Annotated in this window: 9 protein-coding genes; all 9 read left to right on the top strand. The window is 60.1% G+C overall.

Going from position 1 to position 13,608, the window contains the following annotated elements:
* Positions 1-11: 11 nt before the first annotated feature.
* The 9 genes from GV827_RS14035 to GV827_RS13995 are packed head-to-tail and all read left to right on the top strand — an operon-like array spanning position 12 to position 13,490.
* Positions 12-1,145 carry a hypothetical protein gene (locus tag GV827_RS14035; RefSeq protein WP_164354442.1) on the top strand — a complete coding sequence of 378 codons (1,134 nt, stop codon included), beginning with the start codon at positions 12-14 and terminating at the stop codon, positions 1,143-1,145.
* A complete protein-coding gene (locus GV827_RS14030) occupies positions 1,142-1,657 on the top strand; it encodes a phage baseplate assembly protein V (protein WP_164354441.1) in 516 nt (171 codons plus the stop codon). Before GV827_RS14035 ends, GV827_RS14030 begins: the two co-directional genes overlap by 4 nt.
* A gap of 23 nt (positions 1,658-1,680) precedes the next feature.
* On the top strand, positions 1,681-2,004 hold the full coding sequence (locus tag GV827_RS14025) for a hypothetical protein (protein WP_164354440.1): 324 nt from the start codon (positions 1,681-1,683) through the stop codon (positions 2,002-2,004).
* A 20-nt stretch (positions 2,005-2,024) separates the two neighbouring features.
* A complete protein-coding gene (locus GV827_RS14020; RefSeq protein WP_204325892.1) occupies positions 2,025-2,387 on the top strand; it encodes a GPW/gp25 family protein in 363 nt (120 codons plus the stop codon).
* Complete coding sequence (locus GV827_RS14015; RefSeq protein WP_164354438.1) at positions 2,384-4,918, top strand: baseplate J/gp47 family protein; 2,535 nt, start codon at positions 2,384-2,386, stop codon at positions 4,916-4,918. The genes GV827_RS14020 and GV827_RS14015 overlap by 4 nt, the downstream gene beginning before the upstream one ends.
* The gene (locus GV827_RS14010) at positions 4,918-7,617 is read left to right on the top strand and encodes a putative baseplate assembly protein (RefSeq protein WP_164354437.1); all 2,700 of its coding nucleotides are present in this window, start codon (positions 4,918-4,920) and stop codon (positions 7,615-7,617) included. Before GV827_RS14015 ends, GV827_RS14010 begins: the two co-directional genes overlap by 1 nt.
* Positions 7,614-9,698 (top strand): hypothetical protein, encoded by a 2,085-nt coding sequence (locus tag GV827_RS14005; protein ID WP_164354436.1) that lies wholly within the window; start codon positions 7,614-7,616, stop codon positions 9,696-9,698. Before GV827_RS14010 ends, GV827_RS14005 begins: the two co-directional genes overlap by 4 nt.
* Before the next feature lie 33 nt (positions 9,699-9,731).
* Positions 9,732-13,073 carry a DUF6519 domain-containing protein gene (locus GV827_RS14000; protein ID WP_164354435.1) on the top strand — a complete coding sequence of 1,114 codons (3,342 nt, stop codon included), beginning with the start codon at positions 9,732-9,734 and terminating at the stop codon, positions 13,071-13,073.
* 18 nt (positions 13,074-13,091) lie between these two features.
* Positions 13,092-13,490 carry a hypothetical protein gene (locus GV827_RS13995; protein WP_164354434.1) on the top strand — a complete coding sequence of 133 codons (399 nt, stop codon included), beginning with the start codon at positions 13,092-13,094 and terminating at the stop codon, positions 13,488-13,490.
* Positions 13,491-13,608: the final 118 nt, after the last annotated feature.

Genomic DNA, 13,608 nt, shown 5'->3' with positions numbered 1-13,608 from the left:
GAGGTGGGCATATGAGCAGCGGTGCAGAGCTGCGCGTCTATGTCGGCCCGGCCGTGCCGGTGCCGCTGTCGCAGGATGCGCTCAAGGCACTTGTGTCGGCTTCTGTGTCCAGCGCCACACCAACTGCGCCTGGCGTGTTTCAGCTGGTCTTTGATATCGATCAGCGGTCGCCTTTACACACGGTCTTTCTGATTTCAGGCGGCGCACCGATCCCGCTGGTGCGGGTGGTTATTGCGGCCCGGGTCAATGGAGAGGAAAGCGTTCTGATTGACGGGGTCATGACAAACCACGAGATTTCGCCCGGACCTGCACCCGGCACCGCGCGCTTGACCGTGACCGGAGAAGACCTGAGCCGCGCGCTTGATTACATCGCTTTCAACGAAATCCTCTATCCGGCAGCTCCGGACTTTGTCCGCGTCGGACTGATCCTGCTGAAGTACGCTTTTCTTGGCGTCATTCCCAAAGTCATTCCGTCGGTCCTGCTGGACGTGCCACTCCCGACAGAACGCATCCCGCGCCAGCAGGGCAAAGACCTCGGCTATATCAAGATGCTTGCCGAAAAGGTGGGTTATGTTTTCATGATGCAGCCGGGCGACGTGGTCGGGACCTCATACGCCTACTGGGGCCCAGAGATCCGTGTGGGAGAGCCACAGCGCGCGCTCAACTTCGACATGGATGCCCACAAGAACGTGCAAAGCCTCTCCGGCAGCTACAACGGTCAGAATGCCAAGCTGCCTATTGTCACGATCCAGAACCCGCAGACCCGGGCGCCAATCCCAATTCCGATTGTCGTCAATCCTGTTTTTGACCCACCTGTTGGGGCGATCCCTCCGATCCCTTTGCAGATCGAGCCAGTGACCGGGACAGCGAAACTGAACCCCGTACAGGCAGCACTGGTTGGTATGGCCAAGGCGGCACAGGCGAATAAGGCACCAGTGAAACTCTCAGGCCAGCTTGATGTGATGCGCTACGGCAGGCTTTTGCAGCCGCACAAGTTGGTGGGGTTGCGTGGATTTGGCGCAGCCTTTGACGGGCTTCATTACGTCGAGATGGTCAGGACCAACTTCTCTGCTGGCACGCTCACGCAGGGCTTCGAGATTACCCGCAACGGACTTTTGTCCACAGTCGAAAAGGTTCCCGCATGACAAACAGATATTATGGACTTCACCGCGGCACGGTGGTCAACAATGTCGATCCGATGCAGACCGGGCGAATACAGGTCCTGGTGCCGGACATTGGACCGGCCGCCCTGTCGACCTGGGCCAATCCTTGCTTTCCGACCGGTGGCACGCAGATGGGGTTCTTCAGCGTGCCAATGATCGGTGCGGGGGTCTATGTCTCGTTTGAACAGGGTGATCCGGACTATCCCGTCTGGATGGGAACGTTCACGGGGTCTGTCGCTGATGTCCCGCTTTTGGCCAACACCGCACCGCCGCCGACCCCTGCCATCACAATGCAGACCCCGTTGAAGAACGGGATCGTGATTTCTGATGCTCTTGGCCCGATGGGCGTTGGCGGGATCACGCTGCAAAGCGCCTCGGGTGCCACCATCGCGGTCAACGACACTGGCATCACCATCATGAACGGGAAGGGGGCCGTCATTTCGATGATTGGCAACGCAGTCGACATCAATCTGGGTGCGCTCACTGTGATCTGAGCGCGGGCAAGGGAGGAGACCACATGCCAGGACCAATGCTTCACGTCGGTGCAACGGTGCTTTGTGCGCATGGCGGGCAGGCGCAGCCGACCGTGCCCAATCCGCGCGTTCTGGTTTCAGCGCAACCAACGGTTGCGCAGACCGCACCCTACGTCGTGGCCGGTTGCGCGATGCCGCCGCCGCCCGCAGGCAACGGGCCCTGCGTCACTGCGCAATATGTAACCGGATCAGTGCGCGTGATGTCGAACGGTCAGCCGCTCTTGTTGATGGACAGCCAAGCGATCGCAACACCCACGGGAACGCCGCTCATTGCTGCAGTGGCTCAAACGCGGGTGATCGCCACATGACGCAACAGCCCTCATATACCATGGATTTTCCTTACCGGTTCGCAGGCGACGGGATCACGGTCCGAACCGGGTACGAAGATCACATTCGCGACCTGATCGAACAATTGCTTTTCACCCGGCAGGGGGAGCGTCTGGTCCGGCCCGCGCTAGGCTGCGGCCTGTCCGATTTGCTGTTCGGTCCGCTCTCTGATGACGTGGCTGCGGCGGCACGGTCTACGATCCAGGTGGCGTTTCATGAGTTTTTGGCCGCACAGGTCGAGTTGCGCGCGCTTGATGTTCGGGCCGAAGACTCTGCGCTGTTAATCGACATCGCCTACAGCATTGTGCGGACCGGGCAAGAAGGACGGATGTCGCTGACTGCGAATGCGGAGGCCGGGCCATGATGTATTATTGCTGCGATACATTGCGCCGTGAGACAACGCGCACCTCAACACTGAATGGTATCGATTTCATCGAAGTCATCGACATGGCCGCGGTACTGGAAGATGACCGTCAGCGGTTTTTGCATGTTCACCTGCTGAAAGATCCCGCACCAGTTACCTACGGCCCTGACAATGTGGTTGTTGAGGGGCCTGATGGGCCACTGGAAATCGTGGATGTGACCACCGGTCTGGGCACCCAGAACAACATTGTCGTCGTGGAACTGACGGGGCCGGGGGACTTTGAGCTCCATCTGCTGCGCTTCCGTCGGGGCTTGCTCGACGACCGACCACCGACGGAACTCGACCCTCAGCTGGCATTGATCGAGTTCAGCTTCAAGGTGGAATGCCCGTCTGATTTCGACTGTATTCAGCCCTGTGATTGTCTCGATCCGCCGCGCGAGATGCCAGAGATTTCCTATCTTGCAAGGGACATCGACAGCTTTCGGGAGGTGATGCTGGACCGTCTCGCGACGCTTCAGCCTGACGCGCCGGCGCCGCATCCGGTGGACCAGAAAATGGCGGTGATCGATGCCTTGGCGGTCTTGGCCGATCAGGTTGCCTACCAACAGGACGCTGCCCATACCGAGGCGTATCTGTCCAAACTGCACCACCGGATTTCCGCCCGCCGTCTGGGGCGACTGGTGGATTACACCATGGATGAGGGCCAGAACGCACGCGCCTTTGTGCATGTTGAAGTGGATGCTGACATCTTGCCCAGCGGTCCGGGATTTGAGCCGGTGATCCCTGCCGGGACAGCCTTTACCACGCGCCTTTCGGGTCAGCCCCTGCGCCTGCCTGCCGATCCAGAGGTGCTTGCCCGCGCGGCGGCCGTTTTCGAGGCGATGACCGATATTGAGGCGCTTTTCGTCGATCACAATGAGCTGTCATTCTACACTTGGTCCGATCAGCGGTGCTGTCTGCCGCGCGGGGCCACCGCCGCCACGCTGCGCGCGCACAGGCCGAACCTTGCACCCGGCATGTTTCTTGCGTTCGAAGAACTGATCGGCCCGCGCAGTGGCAGCAGCGCAGACCGAGATCGGTCGAACCGTCCCGTTGTGCGCCTGACAGCCGTGCGCGCATTTGAGGCTCCCGGTGTGCCGCTGACGGATCCGGTCACGACGGATGAGATTACCGAGATCGAATGGGATGTGATGGATGCGCTGGAAAGGCCCCTGTGCCTGTCCGCCGAGACAGATGAGACCTTCGGCCGGCTGTTCTTGCCAGAGGTTTCGGTCGCGCGCGGCAACATCTGCCTTGCCGATCATGGGCGCACCATCACGAATGAAGATCTGGGAAAAGTGCCTGCACCCCGTCGCAGCTGGGCGCCGGGATACGGTCCCGAAGCCGTCTCCTCAACCCAAGCTGAATGCTGCGCCACGGAGCTGTGTGACCGGGAACGACCTGAGCGGATCACGCCGCGCTATGCGCCGATGCTGGCGCAAGGGCCCCTGACCTACGCAGCCCCTTTTTCGTCAGAAAGCGGCGCGCGGGCACTCCTCGCCGCAACCGGCACGCCGGAACCCGCCTTGTCCCTGGTAGGAACGCTCAACCTTGTTTCAGCCCCCTATACCGCGCGGCGTGACCTCTTGGGCAGCGATGCAAACGCCCGCGACGTGGTACCCGAGATCAACAACGAGGGCCGTGCGGTTCTGCGGTTTGGGAACGACATCAACGGGTTGCGGCCCAATGCTGACACTGCGTTCACGGCAACCTACCGTGTCGGTCTGGGGCCAACGGGCAACATAGGCGAAGACAGGCTTGTGCATGTGCGCAGCGATGTCACCCAAATCTCAGGCGTGCGAAATATGACACCGGGGACAGGTGGCCGCCGTCCTGAGTCCATCAAGGAAATGCGCCAGCGCGCGCCTTTTGCCTTCCGCCGACAGGATCGCGCCGTCACGCGGCAGGACCATGACGAGATGGCCAAGCGCTTTGTGCCGCCCGAAGGGCCGGTGCAGGGCACCGTTACCGACATCATGCATACAGGGTCTTGGCACACCGTCTTTGTCACCGCCGACCGGCGCGGAGGGCTGCCCGTGACAACAGAGTTTCAGTCCAGTCTGCGTGCACATTTGGAACGGTACCGCATGGCGGGACGTGATCTGAAGGTTGAACGACCAATCGCGGTGCCCGTCGAACTCGACATGGAGGTTTGTGTCTGCGCCGACTATCTGCGCGGACAGGTCAAGGCATCGGTGCTCGAACGGTTCTCAGCCAACGTGTTGGCTGACGGCACGCTTGGGGCGTTTCATCCGGACCCGATGAGCTTTGGGCAAACGCTCTACCTCTCGCCGCTTATCGCGCTTGCGCAGTCGGTCGAGGGCGTAAAGGCCGTCGAGGTCACCTTGTTCCAGCGCTACTCAGACGCGCGCACCAGTGGGTTGACCGACCGCAAGCTGGAATTCGGCAGGCGCGAGATCGCGCGGCTCGACAATGATCCCAGCCATCCCGGCAACGGTGTGCTGCGGTTGACAATGAAAGGGGGCAGGTGATGGCAATCCAGTTCTCTGATCTATGCGGTTGTTGTAGCGGCATTTCGATCAAGACACCGCAGGCGGGTTACCAGAGACCGGGCCTACCTGTCATTACGGCGCGTGCGGGTGACTATTGGGCGTTCAAGGACACAATGACTGCGCGCCTGACCTCTGCCGAATACGGCAGCCTGTCCGATTTACGCTCCCGCGATCCATCGGTAGATTTTTCAATTGCCCTGATCGACGCTTGGTCGGTGGTGGGCGAAATTCTTGGCTTCTACTATGATCGCCTGCTGTCCGAGACCCTATTGCCCACGGCGGGCGAACTCTGGTCCCTGCATCAATTGGCGGGCCTTGTCAGCTATCGCCCCCATCCGGGCGTCTCCGCCGAGACCGCGTTGGCATTCAAGATGTCGACGGCTGTTGGTGCACCGCGCTCCGCGATCTTGCCGTCCGGCATCAAGGTGCAAAGCACGCCGGGGCCGAACGAAAAGCCTGTCACTTTCGAGACGTCGGAGTCTGTCGAAGCGCGGCCCGCATGGAATGCGATGCGGCCAAGGCTCAGTTGGGTGCAAACGCTCTCTACAACGACAACCCGTCTGTATCTGGAGGGCACGGCAACTGGCTTGGTCGCTGGTGACGCAATATTCTATTTCGCGGATGATACCGCCGCGGTTTTTGCAATTGTCCGAAAGGTAGAACTGAAGCCTGCGAATGCGGCCGAAGACCCTGATAGCCGCGATCTTACGCTGCTGACCATAGACGTTCAGGGCGGCACCCCGGAAAACCAATCCGCAACTGCGCCTGCCGCGCCTGCCAGCCCGGTCTTTCCACCCGAGATTGTGCCGTTCCTGGGTACAACCGTCACGGCGGGGGAACTGACGGAACTTCTGGACGACGCAGAGTTGGAGGAGCAAGAGCTTTTTGATCCAATCATGGGCGCACCGGAAACGCCCAAACGCATTCTGGTTTTTCGGGACAGTGCAGGCGTTTTTGGAAACACCGCGCCCTCCATCACAACGCTGCCCCCCACCATGACCGGTGACGTCCCGACATACGGTACTGACGCGGATGACAATATCATTATCACCGGCACCACGCCCGCACCCTACAAAGGTGTGAGTGCAGCCGAATGGGCCGATGGGGACCTCATGGTGCTGGAAGACAGCGCCAACGCCGTTCACCTGGACCGTGTCATCAAGGATATCGCTGCAGACAGTTATGCGCTTTTGCAAGATGGCGCGGTCTGGGGCGTTTACGAAATCGACGCAGTCTCAGAGTTGTCCCTGTCCGAATTCGCGATCACGGGAAAATCGACACGGTTGGAGTTGGACACCGACACCGGCTTTCCCAGTTTCACCACGCGCGGTACGACCGTCTACGCCAATGCCGAATGGATCGACCTGCCGCGCGCCCCGCGCGAAGATGCGCTTGAGATTGGGACCACTCAGATCACGCTGAACACCTGGGCACCCGGACTGCAAAGCGAGCAAAGCCTGTTTCTGACCGGCATCTATGCCGATGAACTGGACGCGCCGGTGACCCGGCTGGTGGAGATTGCGGAAGTTGAACACCAGCTTTTTGCCGGGGGTTCCACGCGGATCACACTAGCAGCCGGGCTGGTAGACGACCTCGACCGGCGGGCGCTTCGGATCAATGGGAACGTGGCCGCAGCCAATCACGGCGAGACGACAGAGGAAATCCTTGGCAGTGGTGATCCCAGGCAGCCTTTCGTTCAGGTGGTAGCGAAACAAAAACCCCTGACCCATGTGACAGCGACCGTGTCCGGTGGTGCGCGGGCTGAAGCCGAATTGCGCGTCAGCGGCGTGCTCTGGAAACCAGTGCGCGATCTCCTTGATGCCAAGCCAAACGACCGGGTCTATACCCTCACGCTCGATCCCGAAGGCACGGCCACCTACGGGTTTGGCAATGGCATCATGGGGGCCATGCCGCAGTCCGGCACCGACAATATCACCGTGACGTATCGCTCGGGCCTGGGTTTGGCAGGCCGGGTCAAGGCCGGGCAGCTGAACATCCTGATGTCGCGCCCGCTGGGGCTGGAAGAAGTGTCAAACCCGCTGGCCAGTGAAGGCGGCGCAGACCCGGAGACGCTGGACAACCTTCGCGAAAACGTACCCCTGTCCTGCCGGACCATCGACCGCGTCGTATCCTTGAGCGATTTTGCAGACTATGCGCGCGCATACGCCGGGGTCGCCAAATCTCGCGCAGAATGGGTGAAGTTTCCCGGCGCGGCCAAATCCGGGGTTGTCGTGACCGTCGCTGACGAAAAGGGCGGTGAGGTTCCGGATACCTCGAAACTCTATAAGGATTTGCTGGCCTCACTGACGGGGAACGGGATTCCTTACACACGGTTCCGGCTGCGCAGCTTCCGCCCCCGGTATTTCCGTATGGCGGCAAAAATTAAGGCGCTTGAGGGTTACGTCGAGGAAGATGTTCTGGAAGACGTCGAAGCCGCCTTGCGCGAGGAATACGCCTTTGAGGCGCGTAGCTTTGCCGCGCCGGTCTTTGCCTCTGAAGTCATCACGACAATGCAGAATGTCGAAGGGGTTGAGGCCGTTGTACTCGACTATCTCTATTGCGGCGGAACGGCTGAGCGGAACGAGGCGCTCAAGGCCGACCGTGCCAGCCCTACGCAGGGAGCAGAGCTTCTGATGCTGAATCCTGAACCGCTCGACTATTTGGAGAAGATGACATGACCGAGCAAACACCTGTCGGCGCATGGCTCTATGACAGCTTGCCCGAAGTCTACCGCAGCCGCGATGCCAGCGAAGGGTACCCGTTGCGCGACTTTCTGATGGTGCTGGGCGAGACGGGCGACACCCTGCTGGATGAGGCTGCGAGGCTTTATGACAACCAGTTCATTGAGACCTGCGACGAATGGCTTGTCCCCTATATCGGGGCGCTGATTGGTTACCGTCCGGTGCATGATGTGGGTCGAGTCAGCCAGCGTGCCTTGGTGGGGCGGTGGATTGAACTGGTGCGCTCAAAAGGGACGGCGGCCACGGTTGAGGAAGTGGCGCGCGGGGCGACCGGCTGGCCTGCAAAAGTGGTCGAGTATTTCCAGAACCTTGCCCATCCGCAGTTCATTAACCACCTGCGCCCGCAGGTGCACGGCGGGATCGACATGCGCAATGCCGCCCGGCTGGAAGATCTGGGCAGTGCATTCGACAGCGCCCATTACACCGTGGATGTGGGTCGGATCGCGTTGCGCGAAGGACAGCACAATATTCACAATGTCGGCCTGTTCCTGTGGCGCCTGCGGACCGATCAATGGCCTCGCCATCAGGCGTTTCAGGTTGGGCCGCGTCGCTTTGCGTTGCATACGTTAGGACTGGATACGCAGGTGTTCAACACGCCTGTGACCGAAAGCGGCGCAGATGCGCTTGCCGGCCCGGTGAACCTGCCCATTCCGCTGCGGCGGCGGTTTCTTGACGCGAACCTCTCTGACTACTACCCGCGCGCATTCCGCATCTGGGTGAACGGTTTGGAGGTGCTGCCCGGCGGTCTACGTATCTGTAATCTGTCCGATTTCGGCGCAGGCTGGGCCCACGCGCCGGACACCACGGTGGCATTCGACCCGGTCTTGGGCCGCATCGCCACACCTGCGTCATCTGATCCGCCTGAAAGTGTTGAGATCGAAGCATATACCGCGTTCCCGTCAGATATCGGCAGTGGTGCCTATGAGCGGGCAACAGGTTTCGCCACGGCGCTCGTGCCCGTCACGACAGTGGCAACAGGAGACAACCTGCAAACCGCGCTGGACGGCGTGCAGACGGGCGGCGCCGTGGAGATCACTGATAGCGAGACCTATCCGGGCAGCTTTTCCATCGACGTAGACGCGGACCAACGGTTAGAGTTCCGCGCTGCCAACGGGCAACGCCCGACGCTTGATCTGACAGCTGACATGGAGATCACGGGTGCTGCTGAAAGCGAGGTCAGTCTTGATGGACTACTGATTGGCGGGGGTGCCATCGTGGTACCTGACACGGGCACCAACGCCTTGCGACGCCTTACCCTGCGGCACCTGACACTGCTACCGGGGATTTCAGCTGAGCCTGACGGGACGCCACTTCAACCTACTGCGCCCTCGCTGGTCATCGAAGCCCCGAACGTGATTGTAGAAATCGACAGCTGCGTTCTGGGGGGCATCCGCTGTCATCCCAGCACAGTGATCGAGATCCGCGACAGCGCGGTTGATGCCACGGAAACTGTCAATGTAGCACTGGCTGCACTTGATGGGGAAAGTCCCGGCGGGCGTGTGACACTGGGCGAAAGCACGGTGATCGGCAAGATCAACGCGCGGGTCTTCACGCTGATCTCAAACGCGATCCTGATGGCGGAATTGGCCACCGGCGACAGCTGGACCATTCCCATTCAGGCGCAGGATACGCAAACGGGCTGCGCGCGGTTTTCCTACATTCCGCCCGGCTCAAAAGTGCCACGCCGCTACCGCTGCCAGCCCAGTCTGGCGCTGGCCGAAGCCATGGCAGCGGCAAAAGAGATCACACCGGTGCTTTCACCCGCACAAGAGACCGCCATCACCCGGCGGGTAGAGGGCCGCATGCGGCCGGGGTTCAATGAGCGGCGCTATGGCCGCTCTGCCTATCTGCAGCTGCGCAACTCCACGCCTGTCCGGATCAAGGCAGGCGCGGATGACGAAAGCGAGATGGGCGTCTGGCATCAGGTGTATCAGCCTCAGCGCGAAAGCAACCTGCTGACACGGCTGGATGAATTTTTACCAAGCGGACTGGAAGCAGGATTCTTCTACGAAACCTGAGACCAGATCGCGCCCTGCAAGGGAGACTATGATATGACGACGGATATCAGCAGAAAGACATTTGACCATCGCAGGAACACCGCCTGGACGACGACCATGCAGGGGCGTGTAGCCACCGATGCACCAATCAACGAGGACAGGCGCATCCGGGATCGTCGCTTGCGGGCCGAGACCGTCGATCTGATCGGACGCTGCGGGTATCCTGCTGCCTTGCCAACCTCCTTTGAAATCACAGTATCTGGCGGCGATATCGAGGTCGGGCCGGGGCGGTACTATGTCGATGGCCATCTGGCAGAGAACTTTGGCACCGGGGCCGAAGTCTTTAACGATGTCCTGTCAGAGATGCGCGGCCCTGATCCGGTAGATTTTGATGACCAGCCATTTCTGCCCGGTGCTGACCCCTTTGTACCCGCCGACGGGTTGCATCTGGTCTATCTGGATGTCTGGCAGCGCGATGTCACCTACCTTGAGGATGACACCATCCTCGATCCCGCGATCACGGTCGACACCTTTGCCCGCCGTCAGACCGTCTGGCAGGTCAAGTCTTTCGGACCTGTCCCTGCGGGGACAACCTGTGAAACACCGGACGCTAATATCCCCAACTGGGCGGCGCAAATTGCGCCATCAGCAGCAAGACTGAGTTCGCGCGCCGATCCGGCGCAGGCCGAGACCGACCCATGCCTGTTGCCACCAGACGCCGACTACCGTGGCATCGACAACCGGACCTACCTTGTCGTCGTGCATGGGTTTGACGAAAATGGCGCTCCTTTGGTCAAGTTCTCCCGCACCCACGGGACGGTGGCGACGACGATCCTGTCACAGCCGCAAGGCAATGTTCTTGAGGTTGAGGAGGTCGCGAAAGACGATTTCCTGCGCTTCAACCCCGGCGACTGGGTCGAAGTCACCGATGAGGCCCGTATGCTGGCCGGTGAGCCCGGCACAATGGGATTGGTATTGAGCGTCGATGACCCCACAGACACAATTACGCTTGAAAACCCGCTGCCAGCAGCGGCTGTATTGCTTGACGGGGCAGGGCCTGATCTGGACCAGCAATACAGCCCGGTCATCCGCCGTTGGGACCAGTCAGGTCAGATTGTGGATCATGATGCCAACCCGATCACCGATCTTGATGTGGCGGGATCGTCGGGGCTGATCCCGATGCCTACGGACGGCACATGGATCGCGCTTGAAGACGGGGTTGAGGTTGCCTTGTCACTTGCCACTGCCACCGGGCCGATCCGCATCGGTGACCGCTGGACCTTTATCGCACGCTATGCCGACAATTCGGTTGAAGAACTTAACGCAGCGCCTCCAGAGGATTATCAGCACCACTATTGCCGCTTGGCGCTGGTGGAGGCATCGGGCGGTGATTGGGTCGCCCCTGCGGCATCTGATTGCCGGGACCCGATTGATTTCGGAGGCGAGTGTTGTTGCACCGTCATCGTGCATCCGGGCGAAGACATCCAGGCCGCAATCAACAGCCTGCCTGATGATGTGGGCGGCTGCATTTGCCTCAAGGCGGGCCTGCACACCGTGTCGAGCGCGCTTCAGATCACAACGCCCAATATCGTGCTGCACGGCGAATCCGCCGGTGTTACAGTGCGACGTTCAGACGATGGGCCGGTGCTTGAAGTTACCGGAACGACGGGCATCCAGATATCCACCATTCGGTTTGAACACCCTGCGGCACAGGCCAACGCATTCGGCATAGTCGAGATCATCAGCTCTGCCGATATCTCCATCGTGGGGTGCGGTTTCTTTGCGGCGCGCGGCACGTCGTCCGCCGGGATACTGCTTGCAGATGCCTCTGATGTCACAATCAGCCAAGGCCGTTTCGAAGCCCTTGTTTTCGGTATCATGGCTTTGGAGCGCTGCAATCATATCCGCATTGAAGACAATTCAATGACCCTTGGCGCGCAAAGTTTTGTCGGGCAATTGGGTGTGACAGCGGTCGGTTTGACCGGCCCTGTCCGGGTGACAGGCAACCGCATCACCGGTGCAGTGACCGGGATCAGCGTCAATGACGACCCATCCGGGGTCCTACGGGGGTCGCTGGGCGAGGGGTCGCAGATCAGTCATAACGAGATTGACCTGATGCAGGCGGGTGCCGCGCCCGGTGATCCGGTAGCGTTCTACGGGATCGATAGCGGTGCCGGAGATACGCTGATCGATGGCAACCGTGTGTCCTTTGCAGGAAGCGCGACAGCAGGTATTCGCGCCAGCGGCATAGCGGCAAAAGTGACGCACAATACCATCGAGGCCAACTTTGTCGCCGATGACGATGCTCGCAACCTAGGAATATTTATCGGGAACGGCCCCGATCAAGACCATCTGACGGAGCATGTTGTGGTCACCGGCAACACGCTGCGCGGCATGACGACGGGCATCTTTGTTGGGGACGCGCGAGACACGCTGGTTGACGGAAATGAGATCGACCCCTTTCCGACGCTTGATCTCACACCCGGCATTTTCCTCAACCAGGCCGTGGCGACACGGGTCTGTGACAACGCGATCAGAGGGGCGGGGAGCGGCGTGATTGCCACCAACGGACGGTATCTCCGGCTGAGCGGCAATACCATTGCCGATACCGGTTTTGGCGTAGCACTTGGGTTAGAGCTTGCACCATCTGTGTCCAAAAACACCGTGACCAATGCCGTGGCTTTTGGCGTACTCGCGCTGCTTACCGTGGCGCGCACAAGCGTCACCGAGAACCATCTGTCGAATGTTGGCTGGCTCGGCCCGCTGCCCTTCGCGATAGGGGCGCTCTTTGTCCTTGGCGAATGGCACGTGGAAGCAAACGAGGTCATGAATACCGGCGTGCCCACCGACGGCACCACAAATGCCAATGCGATCAGAGGCATTCTGGGCGCTTTCGTGATGGAGGCGCGGATTGAGAGCAACCTGGTGACCTATTCCAACGGTGCGCTTTTGCCGGACGGGCGCGAAGACCGGGCCTTGCTGATCCAGGGCTTGCTGGAATTCAGCGTCAATACCGGACCTGGCTCCTTGACCCTTGGCTTTCCCTGCCAGATCACCAACAACAAGTTCGTGGGCAAGGGTTTCTCGGCCTTGGTCGAAATGCGGGAATGGCCAATCACCGAGACCTTTAACGCGCGTTTCGAAAGGGTCTTCTTCAATCACAACTATTGCTGGCATCTGGGTCCGGGACGTGAATCCGACAGCAATGCGTCGGTCATCCTGGAGGGCCGCGCGGGCGTGGTGATGGGGAACCAGATCAAAACCGTAAATGGCATGATGGCATCGGTAAATATGCGCAACATGGCTGGTACGATGGTTGGCAACATTACCACATCGGGTTTCGCAAGCGATCCGAATTTCCCCGTGAACGAGGCCGACTTCAACCGCCAGATCTAATCTCGAAAGGACGCCAAGATGAGCATCAACAAACTGATCAAGGAACAGACCAAGCTGTTCACCGACCTCGACAAGCGGTTCTCTGAAAAGGTCACGCCGCAAAACTACAAAAGCCGTATCAAAGCCGTAACAGAAGGGCAGGAAAAGCGCATTGCCGCGCGCATCAAATCACTGGAAAAGCAAAAAGCGTCTGCGGTTGCGCGGTTCGACGCCGCGATCAAGACAGAGCGTGAAGCGCTTAAAGAGATCGAAGCGCACCGTGTGAACCTGAATCCGCAACAGGACGACAAGGGCGGGGGCGGAGGAACGAAACGTGGTCCAGCCAAACCGTCTCGGGCAAGTACCGTACGAACAACGCGGTCAGGCGCAAAACCGACAACGGCAAGAGGTAAGAGCAAGCCTGCCAAGAAGAAGTAATCCTTTACGCTGGCCTGCGGGTTGCTTTCATAGCAGCTCGCGTCACCGCGCAATACCGGCACGGGCGACACCAGGTTTCAAGCATGCGTTCGACAGTCCCGGAAAGCCTGTTCCAAAA

The organism is Sulfitobacter sediminilitoris (genome assembly GCF_010667575.1).
GTDB lineage: Bacteria > Pseudomonadota > Alphaproteobacteria > Rhodobacterales > Rhodobacteraceae > Sulfitobacter > Sulfitobacter sediminilitoris.
This window is presented reverse-complemented; position numbering and strand designations above follow the sequence as displayed.